We start from the raw sequence: 22,223 nt of genomic DNA, 5'->3' as shown, positions 1-22,223 counted from the left end.
ACGGCTTTTTTACTGGTCTGACGCGCAAAAAACGCGTATAGTAGCGCGCTTTTTGCCGGGCTGAGCCGGCGTTTAACCAGAGTGAGGCCGACCGTGATTTCCACCGCTAATATCACCATGCAATTTGGCGCTAAGCCACTGTTTGAAAATATTTCTGTGAAGTTTGGTGGTGGCAACCGTTACGGCCTGATTGGCGCCAACGGTTGTGGCAAGTCCACCTTTATGAAAATTCTGAGCCGCGAGCTGGACCCAAGCGGTGGTAATGTGTCGGTCGAACCGAATTTCCGCGTCGCCAAGCTGCATCAGGATCAGTTCGCCTTTGAAGAGTTCAGCGTGATTGACACCGTGATTATGGGCCATGCCGAATTATGGGCGGTCAAAGCTGAGCGTGACGCCATTTATGCTAAACCGGATATGAGCGAAGAGGATGGTCTGCGTGTGGCGGATTTAGAAGTCGCTTATGGCGAAATGGACGGTTACAGCGCCGAGTCCCGTGCCGGTGAGCTGCTGCTGGGCGTCGGTATTCCACTGGAACAGCATTACGGCCCTATGTCGGCAGTGGCACCGGGCTGGAAACTGCGGGTGTTACTGGCGCAGGTGCTGTTTGCCGATCCGGATATCATGCTGCTGGACGAACCGACCAACAACCTGGACATTCTGACCATTCGCTGGTTAGAAAACGTGCTGGCGGAACGTAACAGCACCATGATCATTATTTCGCACGACCGTCACTTCTTAAATTCAGTCTGTACCCACATGGCTGACCTGGATTATGGCGAGCTGCGTGTCTACCCGGGTAACTACGACGAATACATGCTGGCGGCCACTCAGGCCCGTGAACGTCTGTTGTCGGACAACGCCAAGAAAAAAGCCCAGATTGCTGAGCTGCAAACCTTCGTGGCCCGTTTCTCGGCCAACGCGTCTAAGGCACGTCAGGCCACCTCACGTGCCAAGCAAATTGATAAGATCAAACTGGACGAAGTAAAAGCCTCCAGCCGGGTGAACCCATTTATCCGCTTTGAGCAGCAAAAGCAGCTGTACCGCCTGGCACTTGAAGTCACTGATCTTTCGAAAAACTATGACGAGCATCAGGTGCTGAAAAACCTCAACCTGATGATTGAAGTCGGCGAAAAGGTTGCCATCCTTGGTACCAACGGTATTGGTAAAACCACCTTACTAAAATGTCTGGTGGGTGACGAAGCCGTCAGCGGCGGTACTGTGAAGTGGTCTGAAAACGTCAATATCGGTTACTACGCGCAGGACCATGCCCATGAGTTTGAAGCGGATATGAGCCTGTTTGACTGGATGAGCCAGTGGAAACAACCGTCGGACGACGAACAGGCGATTCGTGGCATTCTGGGTCGTCTGCTGTTTTCGCAAGACGACATCAAAAAGTCGGTCAAGGTGCTGTCTGGTGGTGAAAAAGGCCGCATGCTGTTTGGTAAGTTAATGCTGCAACGACCAAACATTCTGATCATGGATGAACCGACCAACCACCTGGATATGGAATCTATCGAGTCGCTGAATATGGCGCTGGATATGTTCAAAGGCACTTTGCTGTTTGTCAGCCACGACCGTGAATTTGTGTCCTCACTGGCCAGCCGCATTGTCGAAATCACTGATAAAGACGTGCGTAACTTCGTGGGTAGCTACGACGATTACCTGGCGCAGCAGGACGCGCTGCAACAAGGCCGTTAATCTTAGCGTTGGTGTTCTGATAAAAAAAGCTCGGATTATTCCTAATGCCAGTCAGTTAAACTGACTGGCATTATTTTTTACCGCACAGTATCAGAATTCACCTGAACTAAAACAGTAAACGAACTGAATCTATCCAAAGCGAGGAAAGGTAAAAAACTAAGCAGACCGTCTTTGGCATGGATGCCAAAGCCGAGCCTACAGGGAACGTATTCACGGCGTGTCTGCGTGGGCTTTGCCTTTTCCGCTGCAACTGAACCAACTCGTGAATAGATAAGCAGTTTTTGAATAAAAACTGCTTATCTGATCGGCATTACGGATTATTCCGGGCTTTTTTGTTTTACAACAAGGCTTTGGTTTGAGAAGCCAAAGCCCCATATGGTACTGTAATACCGGATCAGAACCGCAAGGAGTCAAAGGATGAATATCAATATTGGTATTGAAGAAAACGATCGCAAAGCTATTGCGCATGGGCTGGCGACTTTACTGGCAGATACCTACACCCTGTATCTGAAAACCCACAATTACCACTGGAACGTGACAGGCCCGATGTTCCAGACCCTGCATTTATTGTTTGAAACTCAGTACACTGAGCTCTCTGCGGCGGTGGACCTGATTGCTGAACGTATCCGCGCTTTAGGCGAGTTTGCTCCGGGTTCTTACAAAGAGTTCGCCAAACTGACCAGTATTAAAGAAGCCGAAGGTATTCCAAGCGCGGTCGATATGATTAAAGATTTAGTGCAGGGCCAGGAAGCATTGGCGAAAACCGCCCGTGCCATTGTGCCGGTGGCTGATAAAGCCTCGGATGAGCCGACGCTGGACTTACTGACGCAGCGTATGCAAGTGCATGAAAAAAACGCCTGGATGTTGCGCAGCCTGTTAGGCTAAAGCCTTTTTAAGGAACGGAAGGGCCGCAGTGTCGGCCCTTGTTATCCGTGTTGCTGGTGCACAGGACCCTGCCAGGATCAGACCTTAAAAGCCCGACTGCTTTCAAGCATCTGAATGGCCAGACGCTCCTGCGAGCTGGCCGTGTGGTACAACTCATTCATCGAGGCTACCGTATGCTCTGCGGCTTGTTTCACTGCTGTCAGCTTGGCACGAAGACGCTGGTTGGCCTGATACTGAGCTTCACCATTAGTTGCGACTTCGGCGCTATGTTGGCCTATGGTGCCAATCAGGCTGCGAATAGAGGATAAGGCATTCAGCGCCTGTTCTGAGCCTTGCAGGCACTGCTCTGCGCTTTCACGTTCCTTGGCTAAATCCAATGCAGTTTCGTCCACTGTACTCATCAGGCGGCGCAGCATCTGCTGAATTTCTGCAGTGGCATTCTGAGTGCTGCCGGATAAATGCCGTACCTCGTCGGCCACCACAGCAAAGCCGCGGCCATGCTCACCGGCGCGTGCCGCTTCAATGGCGGCGTTTAATGCCAGCAGGTTGGTTTGCTCTGAAATGCCTTTGATGGTGTCCAGTACCGACACAATGGCTGTCGCTGCGTCACGCAACGCCGACATACTCTGACTGGAATTGCTGACCTGACCCGACAGCTGGCGAATGTTCAGTGCCACTTGTTCAATGTCTTCGTAACCTTGTTCAGCCTGTTCTGCGGCACGGCTGGCTTGCTGAGCGGACCGACGCAGCACTTCAGCAGACTGCTGCAACTGACGGTCCAGTAGTTCACTTTGTTGCTCCAGCAACTGCATATCTGCACCTTGCCGCTCTGCGGCGTCGCGGCACAGCTGGCTGATTTGCAGGTTCTGGCTGGCGGCAGACGCTGTTTGTTCGGTGGCACTGCTGATCCGGCTGATTAAATCGCGGAACGAGCGGAACAGGCTGGTCATGGCGCTGCTGATGGCGCCAATTTCATCGCCAGATCGGTGGGCAAACTGCACTGTTAAATCATGCTGCTGTGCTGCATCGTCAATTTGCTGATTTAGCCGCTGCAGTGGGCTGGCAAAACGACGGGCCGCCACGTACACCAACCACATCACGACTACCCCCAACACCAATACCGCCAGGGTACTGCTGAGGATCAAGGACCAGCGGATATCTGACACAGGCGCATAACTTTCGTCACTGTCCTGCTGCACCAGCAAGGCGTACTGATGGGTGCCAATCTGCAGGGGAGTCCAGCTTTTCAGTACCGCGTTACCTCGATGATCTGTCACCTCGGCAATGCCAGACTGGCCTTGCAATGCCAGTTCAGCTTCGGCCGAATCCAGCCTGTTGATGCCGCCCAGACCATAAGGTCCGGCCTGAAACTGCGGATTTTGTTGCAAAAATTCGGTTGGGTTTTCCAGATAAGGCCGCAGCTCGGTGACCAGTTTACGCTCGTCATTGATTAAATACAGATCACCGCTTTGGCCTAAACCCAGCTCGCCCCACTTCTGGCCAGCTGTCATCAGTTGAGTAAAACGGCTGACCGGGTATTGTGCCACCAAAAAACCGGACAACAGCTCCTGGCTGCCGGGCGCCATCACCGGCACTGCCAACCACAGTACCTGCTGCAGCAACGATCCTGGGTAGGCAGAAATGGCCGAGATCTGCAGGCCTGCTTTGGGTGTTTTTTGCATACGGCTGAGTAGTGATGCCAGCTCTGTTTTGGCAAAAGGTCCTTGTTGTAAATTGCTGGCAAACAGTGGCCCTTTCGAGACGTTATAAATCACATTGAGATTGGCGGCATCCACAAGCATTAAATCCTGATAGCCGTATCGTTGCAGAATTTCCAGAAAACTGTGGTGGTACTTGCGGTGCTGCTGACCGTACACCGAACCATCGCTGCGGTCATCCAATAAATACTGTTGGGCCAGAGGTTTGTCATTGCTGACCACGTAATACTGTTGCAGTAACAGGCTTTCCAGCTTGCTTTGCGCCAGATAGTTGTCAAGCGGAAAGGGTTGTCCTTGTGTCTGTTGTTGATAATAAGGTTGAAAGTTCTGTTGATACCAGTGGCCAACCTGTTGCTTCAGCACATCAAGTGAAGGGGCTTGTACTTCATAACGGTAAGACACAAAAGGGTTTTTAAATGCGTACAGCGCATCCTGAGTGAGTCTGTTGTTGGCCATTGCACTGAGCAATTGCTTCTGGCTGTCCAATTCCTGTGTCAATAAACTGTGGCGGCCTGAAGTTAAGGCAAGAAACTGTTGTTCTGTTGCTTTTTTCAGTGCTGTGGAGCTTTCTGATAATGCCAGAACCCCACTTAATGTGGCCGACACCATGACAGCCGACACCACCAATACCCCAGCCCCAAGGGTTAATTTACGTGCGATATTCATACTACTCCGGCACAGTTTTTGGAAAGGCGACCGCATTTTGGAGTCATACCGTTAAATTTTTATGACATAACGATGGCGTTTAGAAGTTTATAAATAGCCGAAAAGAATAACCTTATATCTTTCGGGAATATTCGGATTTTGTTACTCTGAGTAAAACAGAGTGGAGGACAACGCAGATGTTGATGCTCGAACATGCCTTTGACCCGGACAGCAATACCTACAGCTACCTGATTTGGGACAGTAGCAGCCGACAGGCCGCTATTATTGACCCTGTGCTGGAATTTGACGCGCCTTCAGGCCGCACTGCACACCAGATGGCGGATCACTGGATTGAACGGGTGCAGGCGCACGGGCTTCATCTGCAATGGTTGCTGGAAACCCATGTGCATGCCGATCATTTGTCCGCGTCGCCTTATTTGAAGTCCCAGCTGGGTGGTCGTATCGCCATTGGCAAACGCATCAGTGAAGTGCAGCAGATTTTTGTGCCGATCTTTCAGGCCACTGACGTGGTCCCGGACGGCCGCTGTTTTGACCTGTTACTGGACGATAACCAGCAATTGCCTTTGGGAGACTTGTCCATCCAGGTGTTGTTTACACCAGGTCATACGCCAGCCTGTGTCAGCTATCTGGTCGAAGACGCTGTCTTTGTAGGTGACACGCTCTTTATGCCTGATTACGGCTCTGCACGTTGTGACTTCCCGGGCGGCGACGCCGCCACCTTGTATCAGTCGGTGCAGCGTCTGTTTGCGTTGCCAGCGTCGACCCGGATGTTTATGTGCCATGACTACAAAGCGCCCGGGCGTGCCGAATTTAGCTATGAAACCACAGTGGCCGCTCAGCAGGCAGAGAATATTCATTTAAAGCTTGGTACCACAGAGCAGCAGTTTGTCGCGATGCGCCAAAGCCGTGATAAAACCCTGAGTATGCCCAAACTGATGTTGCCGTCTGTGCAGGTCAATATGAGAGCAGGGCAGTTTCCACCGGCAGAAGACGGCAAGGTGTACCTGAAGCTACCGGTAAACCTGCTATGAGTTTATGGGTTGTCACCGATATTTTCGGTGATCAGCCGCCGCTGCGTCAGCAACTGGCGACGCTGGGCGCTGATTACCATCTGGTGCAACCCTACCAGCAGCAAATGCCCGCCTTTCAGACTGAGGACGCCGCCTACCATGCCTTTCTGGCCGCAGGCGGCATGACAGCTTACATCGACAAACTGCAACAGCAGCTTGCTGATGCGACGGAGCCGGTCAGCCTGCTTGGCTTTAGTGCCGGTGCCAGCGCAGCCTGGGTTTGTGCGGCAGACAAAAGGCTCAAGCTGAATAAGGTGTTTGGGCTCTATGGCGGGCAAATCCGCGACTACAGCGACTTACAGCCTGCGTGCCCGGTAACCTTACTGTTTTGTCAGCAGGAGCAGCATTTCTCGATGCCACAATTGCTTGAACAGCTTAAAGGCAAAGCTTGGCTGACCATACAAAGCACGCCGCAGCCCCATGGTTTTGTGAACCCGTTATCGCCAAATTACCAGGCGGATGCAGCACAGCATTTTTGGTCTGAGGTCAGGCGCTGGCTGTCAGACTCAGCCAAATAAAAAAGCCCCGCTTATTTGCGGGGCTTTTTGCTAAAAGAGGCGATTAACGCACGTTGGTACTTTCAAAAATTTTGTCGGCAGAAGCAGCGACAAAACCACCGTACAGCTGGCCATTGGCCATTGGGTAACGGCGGGCAAATTCGTAGAAGCAGCTTGGAATATTGCGGCTGCCATCGGTGAATTGCACCGGTGCTTCGTCGGCCAGTGTCGACGACTGCTCCAGTAAAACTTCCGGCGTGCCTTTGATTTCACCGCCTGAAGTGTTGAGCGCAAAACCGGCGTCTTTCAGAGCCTGATTGACGGATTCCAGCGTTTCATAATTGGCAAGCGCATTGACGCTAACCGTGAAATGGTTAGCGCGGTAACCCCACACTGACATCCAGGCGGCGTATTCGCTTTCTTGCAATAAGGTTTCATAACTTGTCTGGTCAATCTGCCAGTGGCGGCCTGAATACAAAAAGTTATCTGCAGTCACAGCGTCTGCTGGGATCTGCTCAACCAGCTTGCGCACTATGCTTTGCAACTGCTCGGAACATTTTTCCAGCAGCAGCTCAGAGATAAAGACTTTAGGCAAGCTTGGGTCTGTGTGCTCAAAATGCTTGGCATACAGCTTTTTCGCTTCAAAGTGGTATTCACCGCCTTCGGTATAGCCCAGCGCCAGTAAATGAGCCGCCAGTTTGTCCAGGCCCACTTTTTCGATGTTAAAGGTGCGTAGCGCAATGTGGTCATTAATCACATCGTCTTGTTGCGTTGAGCCCAGAATTTGATGGATTTTCTTCGCCGATGGTGTCACTTCGAGGTAGTTCTGCCACAGGTTGTCAAACAGGTCTTTTACGTTGGTATGCATAGTTGTGGTCCGGGTAAGATGGTTGTTTTTGTCGCCAGCAGTGTTACTTAACTGCTGGCGCGTTTTATTGATCCAAATCCAAAATTACAGCGATAAACCAGGGTTTAAACTGGCCGGTAATGCTACAGACTCGGCCTCGACCGAAGCCACAGGGTAGGCACAGTAGTCAGCCGCGTAATAAGCGCTGGCTCTGTGATTGCCGCTGGCGCCAATGCCGCCAAAAGGCGCTGCGCTGGACGCGCCTGTGATAGGTTTGTTCCAGTTGACAATACCGGCGCGAATACGGCTGAAGAAGTGCTGATAGTGCTCTGCAGAATCCGCCAGCAAACCGGCAGACAAGCCGTATTTGGTGGCGTTGGCCAGCTCGATGGCAGCGTCAAAATCGTCGTAGCGGTATACCTTTAACAAAGGACCGAAATTTTCTTCATCCGGGATACCAGTCACACCAGTCACATCGACAATACCTGGACGGACAAAGGCACCATCAGCGCTTAACTCCACCAGCACTTTACCGCCAAGTTCTACCAGTTGCTGCTGAGCCTTCACCATAGCGGCCGCGGCTTTTGCAGAAATCATGCTGCCGTAAAAGGGTTGTTGCTCTGCCAGCGGATCGCCCACCACAATAGCTTGGGTTGCGCTAATCAGTTCGGCCAGGATCTGGTCGCCGTTGGCGCTGTTCGGTAAAAACAGTTTACGGGCACAAGTACAGCGCTGACCCGAGCTTAAAAACGCCGACTGAATAATGTCGTGCACCGCGGCTTTGGTATTGGCGACTTCATTGACCAGCAGCGGGTTATTGCCACCCATTTCCAGCGCCAGAATCTTCCCAGGCTGACCAGCAAACTGCTGATGCAGGAAATGGCCTGTATTTGAGCTGCCAGTGAAAAACAGACCGTCGAGCTGCGCATGGGCGGCCAGCGCTTTGCCAGTCGCCACTTCGCCTTGCAACAGGCTGATGACACCAGCCGGAATGCCGGCCTGTTCCCACAGTTTCACCGTCAGTTCTGCCACCATAGGGGTCAGTTCCGAGGGTTTAAATACCACCACGTTGCCGGCAATCAGCGCTGGTACTATATGACCATTAGGTAAATGACCCGGAAAGTTGTACGGGCCGAATACGGCGACCACACCATGAGGTTTGTGGCGGATAAAGGCTTTGGCGCCTGGCATCGGGTTTTCTACCGTGCCGGTGCGTTCGCTGTGCGCGCGTTTGGAGATGGCGATTTTACCAATCATTGCCGCTACTTCGGTGCGGCTTTCCCACAGGGCTTTACCGGTTTCTTCGGCAATAGCACGCGCCATGCGTTCGGTGTTGTCCTGCAGCAACGCTGCAAAACGCTCGACGATGGCGAGACGTTGTTCCAGCGACTGGGCTGACCACAGGTAAAACGCCTGACGGGCGGCGGTCAGTGCCTGGTCAACCTGCACCTCAGAGGCGGCCTGGCCTTGCCAAATGACCTTATCTGTGGCCGGGTTAAGAGAGTGGAAGGCCTGACCTTCGCCAGCCAGCCATTGGCCAGCGATGTATTGAATGGGTGCTGTCATGAGTCTGTTACCTTAGTCTGTGACCTTATCAAGCGGCAGAAACCGGACCATATCGCCGGTCTGCACCTGCAGTGCTTCTGCCAGTTCGGGGCTTACCAGCAGTTCCTGCGCCTCGTTCATCGCCGCATTTTTACTAAACACAGCGCGGAAGTTTTCGGTGCTGCTATTACAAATCGCCAGCGTCTGCTCGGCAGATACCTGCTGTACCCGCACTTGGGCCTGTTTGCTTTGCTGGACCGACTGAACCTGGCGTAACTGGCATTCCACTGTCGGGCCGGCATCAAATAAATCCACATAACCACGGTGGAAAAAACCTTCGTTTTCCAGCAGTTTTAACGCGGGTTTAGTGTGCTGGTGCACTTCACCTATCACTTGCTGCGCCGTTTCCGGCAGTAAGCTGACATAAATAGGGTGGCGTGGCATTAAGTCGGCAATAAAACCTTTGTTACCGACGCCAATCAGGTAATCCGCTGTTGGAAAATCAATGCTGAAGAAATACGACTGCAGCCATTTCCAGAAGGGGGGCAGGCCGGTTTCATCCGCCACACCGCGCATTTCGGCGATCACCAGTTTGGAGAAACGCTGCATATGCTCGGCCATAAATAAAAACCGGACTTTCGACAGAAAGCGGCCATTTAAGCCCTGGCGGTAATGGTCGCGCAGGTACAAGGTGCAAATTTCACTGACACCTGTGTAGTCGTTACACATGGTCAGAATTTCCACCTGTTTAAACACATTCAGCTCATTCGAGTGATGCACCACAGTACTTTTGTGGAAATGGTACAGCGGGGTTTGCAGACCGACCGAGGCTTCTATGCCGGAGGTACCGACAATTTCACCTGTGCTGGTGTCTTCCAGCACAAAGAGGTAACCCTGGTCGCCGGGGCTGTCGATGGCAGCCGCAAAGCTTTGCTCCGACCGGCTAATTTTTGCTTTCAGTTTCTGCTCATTGACCGGCAATGAGGTAAAACCTGCGCCAGATTCTTCGGCAATCTGCATCAGCACAGGATAATCCGATTGTCGGATAGGGCGGATCACTAACATAAGCGCTTAGGGTTCCTGCAAAGGCGGCTGTTGCCGCCTTGTTGTCAAAATAAAATCAGGCCTTGGCGACCAGTTTGGCAACGGCTTTATCCAGCAGCGCCATGCCCTGATGGATATCGTCCAGTGGGATCACCAGCGATGGCGCCATCCGCACCACGTTAGGCCCAGCCACCAGCATCAGCAGACCTTCGTCGGCCGCTGCCAGCATAAAGTCACGGGCTTTGCCCTGGTACTGTTCATTCAGCGCAAAACCAAGCAGCAAACCCTGACCGCGGATTTCAGTGAAAATGTTGTATTTGGCGTTCAGCGCCTGCAGGTGTTCACGGAACACCGCCTCACGCTCTTTCACACCTTGCAGTACCGCAGGGCTATTAACTGTATTGAAAGCAGCCAGACCGACGGCACAGGCCAGCGGGTTACCGCCATAAGTGGAACCATGGGTGCCCACCACCAGGTGCTTGGCAATAGCCGTAGTGGTCAGCATAGCGCCGATCGGGAAACCGCCGCCCAGCGCTTTGGCTGTGGTCAGGATATCCGGGGTGACGCCCAGGCCCATATAGGCATACAGCTCACCAGTACGACCCACACCAGACTGCACTTCGTCAAAAATCAGCAGTGCGTTGTGCTGGTCACAGAGCGCACGTACGCCCTGAATAAATTCAGCGGTTGGTGTGATAATGCCGCCTTCGCCTTGCAGAGGCTCCAGCATCACAGCACAGGTATTGTCGTTGATCAGCGCTTTGACGCTGTCAAGGTTATTGTATTCCGCGTGCACGATGTCCGCAGGTTTTGGACCAAAGCCGTCTGAGTAAGCAGCTTGACCACCGACGGTCACCGTAAAGAAAGTACGGCCATGGAAGCCTTGTTTGAATGCAATGATTTGGCTCTTTTGTTCGCCAAATTCATTTTTGGCCCAGCGGCGCGCCAGTTTCAGTGCGGCTTCGTTGGCTTCAGCGCCTGAGTTGGCGAAATACACTTTTTCAGCAAAAGTCGCGTCGACCAGTGCTTTGGCCAGCTGTAAAGCCGGTTCGTTGGTCATGGTGTTGGATAAGTGCCACAGCTTGTCAGCTTGTTCTTTTAATGCAGACACCAGAGCAGGATGGCAATGGCCAAGACAGTTCACCGCGATACCACCGGCAAAGTCGATGTATTCACGACCGGACTGGTCCCATAAACGAGACCCCTGACCTTTGACCGGGATCATGGGCGCCGGAGCGTAGTTGGGTACCATCACTTCATCAAATAAACTTCTGCTGACTTGCATTTCGTAGTCCTTAAGTACAGGCGGCAGGGGCCGCATTTCTACCAGTTCCTTTCATTATATTGGCCGAACTTACCAGAGTGCAGTATCATTCTTGGCATATTTGTGCTGCAAACTTATCAAATTGACGGAATTAATTATCAAAATGATCACTGATGAAGACGAACGCTTACTTTCTATCTTACGTAGCAATGCCCGCGCCAGCATCTCGGACCTGGCGCGGGTGCTGAATTTGTCACGCAGCACAGTGCAAAACCGGATGCAAAGGCTGGAGCAGAACGGCGTTATCCAAGGCTATGTGCTGCAGTATGGCAGTGGCTATTTAAGTTCTTTGGTGTCGGCCCATGTGTCCATCAAAGTGAAGCAGAAGCTGACCACCAAAACCAATGTGGAGCTAAAACAAATACCGCAAATTTCGGAACTTTACGCCATTAGCGGTGAATACGACCTGATTGCGGTGTTGCAGGCGCAAAACACCGCTCAGCTTAGCCAGTTGCTGGATGATATTGGCAATCTGGAAGGGGTAGAGCGCACCGACTCGGCGGTGATCCTGGAAACCAAATTTAAGCGCTGAGGCTGATTTTGAGGCACCGAACAGCTCTGACCAGCAGCAAAAAGTCGTCAAATAACCACACTTTATCTGGCATCAGCTTGCTCAGGCTGGCTGAGCTGTTATGATCGCCGCCAATTTCCGTCCGCAGTCAGCACTGCGCCATAACGAGTAGTGAACATGAGCAACAAGCCCTCTTTGTATACCTATTATGCTGGTCCGGCTTTATTAGAAACGCCGTTACTGAATAAAGGCAGTGCCTTCACCAAAGAAGAACGTATCGCCTTTAACCTGATTGGGTTGTTACCTCCGCGTTATGAAACCATCGAACAGCAGATGGAACGCGCTTATATGCAGTATTCAAGCTTCGGCGAGCCGATTAACAAACACATTTACCTGCGCAATATTCAGGACAAAAACGAAACGCTGTTTTACCGCCTGGTGCAGCAACACCTGGAAGAAATGCTGCCGATTATTTACACCCCGACAGTGGGCGATGCCTGTGAGAAGTTTTCTGCGATTTACCGCAGCGCCCGCGGCATTTTTGTGTCCTACAACGAACGCGAATACATTGACGATATTCTGCGTAGTGTTACCAAATCTAAAGTGAAAGTGATTGTCGTCACCGACGGTGAGCGCGTATTAGGCCTGGGCGACCAGGGCGTCGGCGGTATGGGTATTTCCATCGGTAAGTTGTCGCTGTACACCGCCTGTGGTGGCATCAGCCCGGCTTACACCTTGCCAGTAACGCTGGATGTGGGCACCAACAACGAGAAACTGCTGAATGACCCTGTGTACATGGGCTCGAAGCACAAGCGGATCACCGGCGAAGAATACGAACAATTCATTGACGCTTTTATGAAAGCCGTCAAACGCCGCTGGCCGGAAGCTATGGTGCAGTTTGAAGATTTCGCTCAGCCAAATGCCATGCCTATTTTAAAACGCTACCGCGACACCTACTGCTGCTTCAATGACGACATTCAGGGCACTGCGTCTGTCACAGTGGGCTCTCTGCTGGCCGCCTGTCGCAGCAAAGGCGTGGCGCTGTCCAGCCAAAAAGTAGTATTTGTCGGCGCGGGTTCTGCCGGTTGCGGTATTGCCGAGCAGGTGATCCAGCAAATGGTGGTCGAAGGCCTGGATGAAGCAACTGCACGTAGCCAGATTTATATGGTGGATCGCTTTGGTTTACTGACCGAAGGCATGCCGGACCTGCGTGACTTCCAGGACGCTTTAGTGCAGAAAAAATCGGCTGTTTCTGATTGGAGCTACAGCGGCGACTACGCGTCACTGCGTGATGTGATGAACTGTGCCAAACCAGATATTCTGATTGGTGTGTCCGGTGTCCCCGGTTTATTTACCGAAGCCGTGATCAGCGCAATGAAAAAGCACTGCGAATTGCCTATTATTTTCCCATTAAGCAACCCGTCACGTCAGGTCGAAGCCACACCTGAGCAGGTGATTAAATGGACCGAAGGCAAAGTAATTATTGCCACCGGCAGCCCGTTTAAACCTGTAACGTACAAAGGCAAAAGCTACCCAATTGCCCAGTGTAACAACAGCTATATCTTCCCTGGTATTGGCTTAGGTGTGATTGCTGTAAAAGCCCGTTTAATCAGCGATGAAATGCTGCGAGCCGCCAGCGAAACACTGGCTGCGGCGTCGCCGCTGGCCAATACAGGGCAGGGCGGCCTGCTGCCGCCACTGTCAGACTTGTCCGGTTTGTCGAAGCAAATTGCTTTTGAAGTCGCAAAAATAGCGATGGCGCAGGGATTGGCGCTGGAAATCAGCGACGACGAGCTGAAACAACGTATTGAAAAGAACTTCTGGAAACCAGAATACCGCAGCTATAAGCGCATCAGCCGTTAATTAATTTTCAATAGAAATCAATAAGAAGCCGGATTTTTCCGGCTTTTTTTATTGGGCTTCCAACTATTTGACGCAGAGTACCGACTTAACAGTATCTAAAGCACGATACCGGAGCCTGTTATGAAAAAGTACCCATTGTTCCTGATGCTGGCGTTAAGTTCAGTTGCCGCCATCACAGCTTGCAGCAGCGCCAATGCAGAGAACAACAGCCAGACCAGTCAACTGGCATTTATGAAAGACTGCAAAATTGTAAAACAACGTGCCATGACCAAAGACGAATTGGCTGCGCACCAACAGTTAGAAGCCATGAGCACTCAAATGAAAAACTTTGAGTTACCCATGAAAGACTTTGAGCTGGCAATGAAAAAGCATGAGCTCGCCATGAAGCAATTGGGTGAACCCGTGGTGGAACACAAAGACGGCAAAATAGTGATCGACCAAAGCAAAATCGCCCAGCAACAACTGATCGCCAGCGACATCGAAAAACTGGTTGCTCAATACCAGCCCAATATCGACCAGTTAACGGAACAAGGCGAAAAAATTGGCCAGGCTGCAGATCGTTTTACCGGCCATATCAAAGCCAACGAACCTGGCCTGGATTACGACAACATCCAGGTTCTGGACGAAAAACACAGTCAAATCCATTGTGGTGTATATACGCTGTAAAGGGCCAATAAACGCAGATCCCAAGGCAAATCCTGTAGAAGGATATGCCTGAGAGCTATGAAATAATAAGTGCGCTTAATTTCCATTATGTTAAATCTCAAGTTACTGTTTTAATTGCCTATTTTGCGAACAGCCCCATTTTCGCAAATATTATGATCAATTCAGGTTAATCAGGGATTCTACGACTTTAGTTAAAACGCATAGGATAAGGCGTGTTTTATGCAGTTACCTTTTAGCGGGAAATTCTCGTTTTTGATAACTACATGGAATAAGTAACGCTATGGTCATTCAAATTAAATCTATAAATTCTGAGGAAAATTTAACTACTACTGCCGACTCTGCTGCCAATACTGAGGCTAAGCCAGCCAAACCGAAGCGGAAAATTAAAGAAAAGCTGGGTGATTTTTGTGTGATGTACCGTGATGCCTTTGGCATGGATGACCAAAAGCATGAACGAGCTGCTGAGTTTTTTGGCGTTCCGGCGGATACCTGCAAAGCCTGGTATGACGAGACGCCGCTCGTCACCGCTCACCGACTGCTGCAGGTGCATCACGCTGGTTATTTGCCTTTTGCTAACGGTGCATGGTCGCAGTACCGCATAGATGCAGACGGTGTTTTGCACACGCCGTTTGGCAGTTGTACCAGTGGTGATATTGCCATGCTGTGGCGCTATAAGTGGTCTGGCGCGGCGGCGAACCGTTCTTTGCAGGCGGCGAAGGCGCAGATCCGCGAAATGCAGTCTACGGAAAAAATGCAGCAGCTTTTAAGTACGGCGGCCAGCCTGAACCAGTTGCTGATGGAGTTGACTGGCAGTTGATTTGGGCACGTAGAGTGCCCTTTGATTTAGATGTTTTGAAGCGTTAGACACAAGCGGTTGCTTTGTGTGTTTAAGCGGGTGAAACCGTACTTTTCGTAGAATTTTTGGGCGTTTTCGTCTATGGCATCCACTACCAGGCTGTAAATGGCTATTTCGCTACTGATAGCTAATGTGCGCTTTATGGCATCGACCAACAGCATTTTACCTACACCCGTTCCCTGCGCTTCTTTGCTGACGGCCAAACGCCCAAGCAATGCGGCCGGCACTGGGTGGCGCGGTAGTTTTTTAGCTTGTTCAGGCGGTAAATGGTTTAACTCTATGGATAGCGTGGATAGTGTGTAGTACCCCACTATTTTGTCTGGCTTCAGCTCGGTACTGGCGATAAACACCCGGCTGATGCGCCGTCTTTCATCCTGACTGGCTTGCTTTTGTATGTAGTGGTCCAGTGATTGTGTGCCACAGCTAAATGCTGCTTTGTCGTGCTGGCCGTCCAATGGCCTTATGATTAGGTTTTGCTGTTCAGTCATTTAGTGGTCACACGTTTTTCATGTTCTGCAAATGCCGCAGTCAGTGCATTGTTAAACTGCACTGGTTTTGCCAGCGCGTTGAAGAATGCCTCTGAGTCTTGTTTGTTCAGGCGCATGGTTTCGTGTTCGTGGATCGTTTTTTCTGCATGTGCCAAAGCGCTGCTGAGAATAAAACTGCTGACAGTTTTACCTTCGAAGCTGGCAGCACGTTCTAAATCGCGTTTTGCGCTTGGCTTTAACCGTAAATTAATCCGGTCTTGTTTCATGTCTAACATGGCACTCATTTTGTTTGCCTCCGTTGCTTACTCATATTTGCTTAATGTACGTCAATTTGGTGCCTTTTTCAATTGTGCGTTTTGTGCGCCGCTTTTATTCAGATCCTTTTACTGCGTTTTTTATTTCAGTTTTATTTTCGCGTTTTTTGTTTATTTTCAATGCGTTATTGATTTCTCCAAAAACCACCCTTTCACGTAAAACCCCACGGAAACCAGCACTTCTTATTTATATTCAGCCACTTACAAAATTCAGTCCGTCAAATTTCAGGCGGCAAAATTTCAAAAAACTGAAAAAAAGAGCAATTTTTTCAGATCCTCGATCCTCGCAAGCCTTTAGAAATGGCGCGGTCTGGACCTATGATTTGCAGCACCAAAAAACTGAAAAAAATGCACCAAAAAGAGCGCGCAGGAGGGCGTGGAAGAGCGCGCTTTCCGTGGCGTGGTTTCAGTGGCTGGCGGTTTCCGTGGTGCGGGGTGAATGTCGCCCCTGTGCGCGTGGTTGGGCCGCTGGCAGGTGATCAGCGCCCTGCTCTTTCGGTTTTCATGCTGGCGGATTGGTGGCGTTGTGGTGCGTTACAGCTGGTGGTTTCGGTTTGGGTAGTACAGCCACCGTGATGATGGCTGCCGTAGTTGGTCCTGGTGAAATAAAAACGGCCGCTTTTTGCGGCGGCCGTTTTTATTGGTGGTGGTAACTACTGTTTCAAAGCGTCTATGGCTTTGTGTATTTCTTTTTCATGGATGATCAGGAGCGAATGGCCGTTCTTACGTAGCTTAATGGCCTTATCTATTTTGTCGCCATAGCTGCCGAACTTCCATTGCGGCTGGCCTTTGTCACCTATCACCAGATAGTCGATTCTGGTCGTTACATCGTCTGTGAATTGACCACCCAATTCGATGATTACTTTCTTGAATTCTGGTCTGCTATATCGTGACGACTTTCCTGTGAAACAGAACAGTCCACCAAAGTTAATGACCGGGTTGGTATCACATAGGTTGTTATCGTTAATGGTTGGATTCGTTATTGTTTTGTCGTCATACATAGAGACAAACTCACTAAACAGTTTCATCATGGATTCATGTTCTGCACTGTCTATCTTTTTGTCTGCTAGAACTTTGGTTATCTTATTTTTCACTTCACTATATGGGTATTCATTCTTTAGGTGGTCGTGTTCGTCTAACCACTCGGACAGGCCTGTTAGCTCCGCTGGTGATATAACAGCGTCTGCCGCAATTCCTGCCAGCAATGTATGCAGCCTTTGTATATCCGCGGTTATTTGGTTGTAGTACTCATGTGTAGCCAATTCGTTGCATAGCCGCTTAATCAACTGTAGTTCCTCATGGGTCAGAACTCCATCAGATAGAACCTCAGCGATAGTCGGCAGCAATTCGTTGTATGGCGGCTGGTTTTCGTTTATGCGGTGGTCGTTCATCCAGTTCTCTAAAAACTGGATTTCGTCATTGTTTATCAGGCTATCAATGGTGATCCCTTCTATGATGCCTAACAATGAATTCAATGCTTTTTCATACTCTGCCTGAGCTAGGTCTCTGCGTTTAGTCATCCTTAATTACCTTTTGTTCCCCCAAGGAATACACACGCTAACCCATTTTCATGGATTGGTCGATAGCGTAGCCATTGCTGGCTACTAGTGCCGGAATGTGTAGTTGGAATTGACTGTGGTGGACAACGTTATGTCCAGCGTAGTTAGCGGCGGCTTTGTGACCTGGTGGTGTAGTCAGACTGGCTTTACTGCAGATGTAAAAAAGCCGCCGAGAGGCAGCTTTTTTGGATTGCTTAGAAACTACTCTGTTTTACTACAGCTGCACAGAGGGATTGGAAAGACGTTGCCACTTTTTGGGTAGATAGTCTTACCGTTCTTCACGATGTAACGTCGGAAGATCACCTCGCAAGCTTCACCGCACTTTGGACAAATACATGTCTTCATGAGGCTTCTCCTACGATGTACGCAAACACTGAACCCACAAATATTTGCGAATTGTTGGGAGAACCACTAAACTTGCGAACGCCAATTAACAAGTGTCGTGGTTGGGTTTCCTCCATAACACACGGTGAATGCGTCAACATTTACCGCCCCCGAAAGCCCTAGCCAATAGGGCTTTTTTAATAAAATTCGAATGATAACTGCATTGAGTCGTACCCCAAAAATTTAAGTGCGTGTTCAGCAAAGGCATCTGCCTGCCACTCAGCGTCTTCGTTTTCTGTCGCTGGCACCGATGAAAAGTGCATTAGCGGCTGGTGGCCCAACACCATATGTCCAATCTCATGCAAGACAACCGACAGTGCAATTCTGTCACCTGCACAAGCTTCCAGATAGATATGTTCTGGGACACTAATTGTTGCAGATTGTGGATCGTAATGGCCTGAGATCAGACCGTGAAGTGCTGCAGACCATTCGGCATCATCAACAGGGTTTATTGTGATACCGTAACTACTTAATTTTTCCAGGCTCTTGTCGTACCTTTTGTTCCGGCCCTTCGTTGGTTTCATACCGAAGAAGTTGCAGAACGACATTGCTGTTCGTCGGATATGTTCCTCAGACAGGGCTTCTACTCTTTGGCCTCTTAGTTGATACATCTTCAATTCCTTCTTGTTGGTTATTTAATTGTTCCAGTAATTCAGCAAACTGCTTTAGCTGCGCTGGATTAAACGGTGACTTTGCTAAGCCAGCAACGAGCATTTTCTGTTGGTGAGTTAACCCCTCTACAGAAACAACTTCATTGGCTGATGCTGCCAGTTCTTTCAATGTTGTTAATGCGATACCTCTTTTTTCAAAGAAATCTGTGATTGCAGTTACCCATTTGTCGGCAATTTTTTTGCTGCCAGTCTCCATTGCGCTCAAAAAAGCCGGAGTGGTATCTAACGCTTTTGCCATAGTTACTAAGGTTTCATTTGCATCAATCCTGGCTTTTCTTACCTCTTTACCAAACTCTGTAAGTGCCATGTTTCTTTCTCCAATTTCATGAAATGCTGTCGTGAATATAAATTATGTTTTTGGCGCGCTTAGTCCATAAGCGCACCATAACAATACCAGATTAATTTATGAATTCAACCTTTTTGGTTGAATTATTTAATCGTTGGATTTATCCGAGTAGCGGGGTCAGGGTGTCTTTGAGGCCGTTGGCCTGTGATTTTCGGCTGGTCATGCTGCTGGCTATGTCTGGCGCTTGTGACATGGTGGTGCCTACCAGGTGTTTGTGGTTTGCGCAGTGGTCAGCCAGTTGTGAAACGCAGTCCATCAGCTGTTTTAGCAGGTCGTAAATGTTGGTGGCATCGTCACCGGCCCAGTGTTTGGGTGCCTGAATTTTTTGCAGTTCTTCAGCCACTGAGTGGCGCAGTTTGCCCACGGTTTCTATCAGTTCGCCTGCGGTGGCTATGTGCATATTGCCCAGGCTGCCCAGGGTTATGTCGTCACCGGCCAGCAGGTCGATAGCGCCCAGCGCTTCAATTAGCTTTTTGCCGCCAATGGTTTCCAGTGAATGCTGCTGTACGTGGGTTTCGCTGTGGCCCAGTTCGGCCAGGTAGCTGTCGGCCTGAATTGTTTTTTGCCAGGCGGTGCTGGTTTGGGTTTGGTCTGTGGCCTGGTGTTGGTTGCCTGCGGTGTCGGTGCGGCTGAATACTTCGGCGCGTTGCTGTTGCAGCTGTTCGCCTGGCTCTATGGTTGGTAACGACCAGCCAGCACCAAGGATGGTACGAATAAATGGTTTATCTGGTCGACCGTAGGCAAAGCCGACTTCAACTATTGTGCCTTCGAGCGGAAACTGTAAAAGCCCCTGCTCTGTTCCGGCAAACATCACCGGCAGTGGAATGGCTTTGTAAATTGGCACTGTGGCGTCTGGCTGGCCGAATTCGTTTTGCAGCTGAATGTCTACCGCGTAGCGTGGGCGAAATGGGTTGTTGCTATCGCCTGCGCTGGCTTTGTCGCTGATGGCCGTTACCACGGCGAAGCGTGGTACATGGTAGCCGCCGGCAATTTCCGGAAAGGCGGTTTTTATCTGGCGCTGCAACTGGCTGTTGTCTTGCTGGCTGGTTAGCCAGGTTAACGTCATGCTGTCGCCTTGCAGCTCAATCTGGTTGACCTTGTTGCCGTTGACCAGCGCACCCGGGCGCATGGCGGGCATGGCCAGCAGCTTCCAACTGTTGTTGGTTTGCTGTTGGCTTAATTCTTTGGGTATTTCTACCGGTTTGCTGGCCCAGCGGCTGTGCTGGTAGCTGCCTACAAATATCTGGCCGTCTTGCTGCTGATACCACACGCCATCCGGCACATTGAACGCTTTGAACAGGTTGGCCAGCAGCTGGTAGCCGGTGCCCTGGCTGGTAAAGTTGGCTATGGGTTTATTGGTGTAGTCGGCCTGTTCTGGCAGCACAAAACCAAGGCCGGTGTCGGTGGCCAGTTGGGTGATTACCTGTTTTAACGTGGGGTGCTGAATAGACAGCGGCCAGTTTTCAGCCAATATGCCTGCCAGTTCGCGTACCACCAGGCGGTTGGTGCCGTTGCCTGCTGGTGTTACTTTGGTGATATAGCCGGTAAACCAGCGCACAGGCTGGTTGTTGTAACCTAAATCAAGGCTGATTAACTGGCCTTTGGTGGCGTCGCCTTTGACGGTGACAATGCCCCTGCCGCCGCTTGAAAGCTCCAGAATAACCTGGTGGTCTACCAGTTCGCGTACTTCACTGCCAATGGTCAGGCGTTTAAGCAGTTTCATTGGTTTCACCTGTGGACGGCGCACCAATGGCGTCGTCTATGCTTTTTAAGAATTTTTCCATTGAGGAAAGCTCAACCGCTGGCGGCGCGTCGGTGGCTGCTGTGGTTGGTATGGCGCTGGCAGTTTGGTCGCTGGTTTGTGCTGTGCTTGCGGTCGCTTGTGCCTGGCGCTGCTCGGTCACCTCTGGCACGCTTAAATGTTCCCGCAGGTTAAAACTGACATTCCACGCCAGCAAGGTGCCGTGTTCCGGCGCTGTGACACTGCCGCAAAACTTGACCTGCCGAATTTTGGCAGTACGGGCAATACCAGCGCCAATGCGGCGAATAACCCGGTTGCCTGCATCATCCCTGGCGCTTGCCAGCTCAAATAAACGGGCGAGCTGGGTTTGGTCGGTAAATGGAATAAGGCCGGTAATTTTCAGCTCTTTGGCTTTGTCGCCCTGCTCTGTGCTGCCAGTGCCAGACGTTTGGCCGGACTGGTCCTGATCCGCCAGCTGCATCGACAGTTCCACGCGGCAGCTTTTTAGGTTGATCAGTTCGCCGTCTAACGCTATTTGGGCCATTGTAAGTGCGTCCTCAAGGTTGTAACTGCTTTAGCCTTACGGTAATAGTTCTTGCAAAAATGTCAGTGGCTGGCTGCTGCTCACCACCACCGCCGCACTGAACGGCGCTTTTACTGGTGGTTCGGTGGTTTGTAATTCCACCGCCAATTGTGCTGCTGAGCCTTCAAATGTCATTTTCCATACGCTGCCGGTTACGCTCTGCAGTGCAGTTAAATCTGACTGCAGTTGTGTCAGCATGGCGCTGCGTTTGTCGGCCAGTGCGCTCAGCTTTTGCGCTGGGGTTTGTGCATCGGCCGCCAGAGATTCTAACTGCGCTATTTGGGCGCCCATCAGGTTTGATGCGGTACGCAGTGGCTGGCAGTTTAACTGGCCTTTGGCTTTCCAACGTGGTGTTAATGCAGCTTTTGGCTGCTGCATTTTGTCGGTGTCCAGTGCCACCAGCTTTTGCAGGCTGCGCTGACAGGCCAGCAACGACGGCAACGCCAGTAGGTTTGCTATGGGCGTCATTTGGTTCAGCAACTGGCCCTGTGACTGGTCACTAAACAACAGCACCAAGGCATGGGCCTGATTGGCTGGTTTGTGTGGGTCGGCGTTGTCGTTCAGCTTGGCTGCTAAGGCGTTGACTGCTTCCTGAGTAGACAGATAACCCGGCTGGTTGCTCAGGCCATAGGTGGCAGGCGTAACGGTTAGTATTTTTGCTGTTACCAGTAAATCTTTCAGGTCGTTGCGCAGGCTCAGCAGCCCTGCTGCATCGGCGCTTAAATCGTGCTTTGTGTAGCTGGCTTTGCCGCCGGCTGATTCCACCCGCCCGACCGCCTCGCCCATGGCAGATTCGACGTTGCTTAGTACGCCGTCGGCACTGTCGGCAATGGCCAGCGCTGAAGCTGGCCATGTGGCTGATGCATTTACCCAAGGCATCACATCTGCTCTGTTGCTGGAGGTGAAAATTCGCCATCTAGATATTGCCAACCAACATCAATATCTAC

General features: G+C 50.9%; 22 protein-coding genes. 9 read left to right on the top strand and 13 right to left on the bottom strand.

The window, feature by feature from the left end:
- The first annotated feature begins 93 nt into the window (after window positions 1-93).
- On the top strand, window positions 94-1,698 hold the full coding sequence (locus tag ACFO3I_RS05105) for an ABC-F family ATPase (protein ID WP_377332290.1): 1,605 nt from the start codon (window positions 94-96) through the stop codon (window positions 1,696-1,698).
- A 417-nt stretch (window positions 1,699-2,115) separates the two neighbouring features.
- Window positions 2,116-2,583, top strand: coding sequence for a Dps family protein (locus ACFO3I_RS05100; RefSeq protein ID WP_377332288.1), 468 nt, complete (start codon window positions 2,116-2,118; stop codon window positions 2,581-2,583).
- A 77-nt stretch (window positions 2,584-2,660) separates the two neighbouring features.
- On the opposite strand, the gene ACFO3I_RS05095 is transcribed toward ACFO3I_RS05100, so the two are convergent.
- Entirely contained in the window at window positions 2,661-4,967 is a 2,307-nt protein-coding gene (locus ACFO3I_RS05095; RefSeq protein ID WP_377332286.1) for a methyl-accepting chemotaxis protein, read from the bottom strand.
- Window positions 4,968-5,143: 176 nt separating this feature from the next.
- Here ACFO3I_RS05095 and ACFO3I_RS05090 point away from each other — a divergent pair, with 176 nt between their 5' ends.
- Both ACFO3I_RS05090 and ACFO3I_RS05085 read left to right on the top strand, forming a co-directional pair.
- Window positions 5,144-5,998, top strand: coding sequence for an MBL fold metallo-hydrolase (locus ACFO3I_RS05090; RefSeq protein WP_377332284.1), 855 nt, complete (start codon window positions 5,144-5,146; stop codon window positions 5,996-5,998).
- A complete protein-coding gene (locus tag ACFO3I_RS05085) occupies window positions 5,995-6,555 on the top strand; it encodes a dienelactone hydrolase family protein (RefSeq protein WP_377332282.1) in 561 nt (186 codons plus the stop codon). Before ACFO3I_RS05090 ends, ACFO3I_RS05085 begins: the two co-directional genes overlap by 4 nt.
- A 43-nt stretch (window positions 6,556-6,598) precedes the next feature.
- Here the strand turns inward: ACFO3I_RS05085 and ACFO3I_RS05080 are convergent, their stop codons facing one another.
- The 4 genes from ACFO3I_RS05080 to ACFO3I_RS05065 all read right to left on the bottom strand — a co-directional run bounded on the left by ACFO3I_RS05080 (window position 6,599) and on the right by ACFO3I_RS05065 (window position 11,255).
- Entirely contained in the window at window positions 6,599-7,402 is an 804-nt protein-coding gene (locus ACFO3I_RS05080) for a DUF1338 domain-containing protein (RefSeq protein WP_377332281.1), read from the bottom strand.
- An 84-nt stretch (window positions 7,403-7,486) separates the two neighbouring features.
- On the bottom strand, window positions 7,487-8,947 hold the full coding sequence (gene astD / locus ACFO3I_RS05075; protein ID WP_377332278.1) for a succinylglutamate-semialdehyde dehydrogenase: 1,461 nt from the start codon (window positions 8,945-8,947) through the stop codon (window positions 7,487-7,489).
- Between the two features lie 12 nt (window positions 8,948-8,959).
- A complete protein-coding gene (astA, locus tag ACFO3I_RS05070) occupies window positions 8,960-9,991 on the bottom strand; it encodes an arginine N-succinyltransferase (RefSeq protein ID WP_377332276.1) in 1,032 nt (343 codons plus the stop codon).
- A gap of 55 nt (window positions 9,992-10,046) precedes the next feature.
- Complete coding sequence (locus tag ACFO3I_RS05065; RefSeq protein ID WP_377332274.1) at window positions 10,047-11,255, bottom strand: aspartate aminotransferase family protein; 1,209 nt, start codon at window positions 11,253-11,255, stop codon at window positions 10,047-10,049.
- A gap of 142 nt (window positions 11,256-11,397) precedes the next feature.
- Here ACFO3I_RS05065 and ACFO3I_RS05060 point away from each other — a divergent pair, with 142 nt between their 5' ends.
- From ACFO3I_RS05060 to ACFO3I_RS05045, 4 genes are all read left to right on the top strand, one after another.
- Complete coding sequence (locus ACFO3I_RS05060) at window positions 11,398-11,826, top strand: Lrp/AsnC family transcriptional regulator (protein WP_377332272.1); 429 nt, start codon at window positions 11,398-11,400, stop codon at window positions 11,824-11,826.
- Window positions 11,827-11,982: 156 nt separating this feature from the next.
- Window positions 11,983-13,668: an NAD-dependent malic enzyme gene (locus tag ACFO3I_RS05055; RefSeq protein ID WP_377332270.1), complete on the top strand. Its 1,686-nt coding sequence runs from the start codon at window positions 11,983-11,985 to the stop codon at window positions 13,666-13,668.
- Between the two features lie 120 nt (window positions 13,669-13,788).
- A complete protein-coding gene (locus ACFO3I_RS05050) occupies window positions 13,789-14,334 on the top strand; it encodes a hypothetical protein (protein ID WP_377332268.1) in 546 nt (181 codons plus the stop codon).
- A 409-nt stretch (window positions 14,335-14,743) separates the two neighbouring features.
- Window positions 14,744-15,151, top strand: a complete 408-nt coding sequence (locus ACFO3I_RS05045; RefSeq protein WP_377332267.1) for a hypothetical protein — start codon at window positions 14,744-14,746, stop codon at window positions 15,149-15,151.
- A 26-nt stretch (window positions 15,152-15,177) separates the two neighbouring features.
- Here ACFO3I_RS05045 and ACFO3I_RS05040 read toward each other — a convergent pair whose 3' ends face one another.
- Entirely contained in the window at window positions 15,178-15,678 is a 501-nt protein-coding gene (locus tag ACFO3I_RS05040) for a GNAT family N-acetyltransferase (protein ID WP_377332265.1), read from the bottom strand.
- Window positions 15,675-15,962, bottom strand: a complete 288-nt coding sequence (locus ACFO3I_RS05035; RefSeq protein ID WP_377332264.1) for a type II toxin-antitoxin system TacA family antitoxin — start codon at window positions 15,960-15,962, stop codon at window positions 15,675-15,677. The genes ACFO3I_RS05040 and ACFO3I_RS05035 overlap by 4 nt, the downstream gene beginning before the upstream one ends.
- 65 nt (window positions 15,963-16,027) lie before the next feature.
- Here ACFO3I_RS05035 and ACFO3I_RS05030 point away from each other — a divergent pair, with 65 nt between their 5' ends.
- A complete protein-coding gene (locus ACFO3I_RS05030) occupies window positions 16,028-16,471 on the top strand; it encodes a hypothetical protein (protein ID WP_377332262.1) in 444 nt (147 codons plus the stop codon).
- Between the two features lie 174 nt (window positions 16,472-16,645).
- On the opposite strand, the gene ACFO3I_RS05025 is transcribed toward ACFO3I_RS05030, so the two are convergent.
- From ACFO3I_RS05025 to ACFO3I_RS05000, 6 genes are all read right to left on the bottom strand, one after another.
- Window positions 16,646-17,512: a BRCT domain-containing protein gene (locus ACFO3I_RS05025; RefSeq protein WP_377332261.1), complete on the bottom strand. Its 867-nt coding sequence runs from the start codon at window positions 17,510-17,512 to the stop codon at window positions 16,646-16,648.
- 560 nt (window positions 17,513-18,072) lie between these two features.
- Complete coding sequence (locus ACFO3I_RS05020) at window positions 18,073-18,546, bottom strand: ImmA/IrrE family metallo-endopeptidase (RefSeq protein ID WP_377332259.1); 474 nt, start codon at window positions 18,544-18,546, stop codon at window positions 18,073-18,075.
- Window positions 18,506-18,913: a helix-turn-helix domain-containing protein gene (locus ACFO3I_RS05015; protein WP_377332257.1), complete on the bottom strand. Its 408-nt coding sequence runs from the start codon at window positions 18,911-18,913 to the stop codon at window positions 18,506-18,508. Before ACFO3I_RS05015 ends, ACFO3I_RS05020 begins: the two co-directional genes overlap by 41 nt.
- A gap of 139 nt (window positions 18,914-19,052) precedes the next feature.
- Window positions 19,053-20,675, bottom strand: a complete 1,623-nt coding sequence (locus tag ACFO3I_RS05010; protein ID WP_377332256.1) for a hypothetical protein — start codon at window positions 20,673-20,675, stop codon at window positions 19,053-19,055.
- The gene (locus ACFO3I_RS05005; RefSeq protein WP_377332254.1) at window positions 20,662-21,237 is read right to left on the bottom strand and encodes a baseplate complex protein; all 576 of its coding nucleotides are present in this window, start codon (window positions 21,235-21,237) and stop codon (window positions 20,662-20,664) included. The genes ACFO3I_RS05010 and ACFO3I_RS05005 overlap by 14 nt, the downstream gene beginning before the upstream one ends.
- A gap of 36 nt (window positions 21,238-21,273) precedes the next feature.
- Window positions 21,274-22,155, bottom strand: coding sequence for a hypothetical protein (locus ACFO3I_RS05000; RefSeq protein ID WP_377332253.1), 882 nt, complete (start codon window positions 22,153-22,155; stop codon window positions 21,274-21,276).
- Window positions 22,156-22,223 lie beyond the last annotated feature (68 nt).

This window comes from Rheinheimera marina (genome assembly GCF_042654345.1).
Classification (GTDB): domain Bacteria; phylum Pseudomonadota; class Gammaproteobacteria; order Enterobacterales; family Alteromonadaceae; genus Pararheinheimera; species Pararheinheimera marina.
The sequence above is the reverse complement of the archived record's forward strand: the minus strand, read 5'-3'. Positions and strand labels throughout refer to the sequence as shown.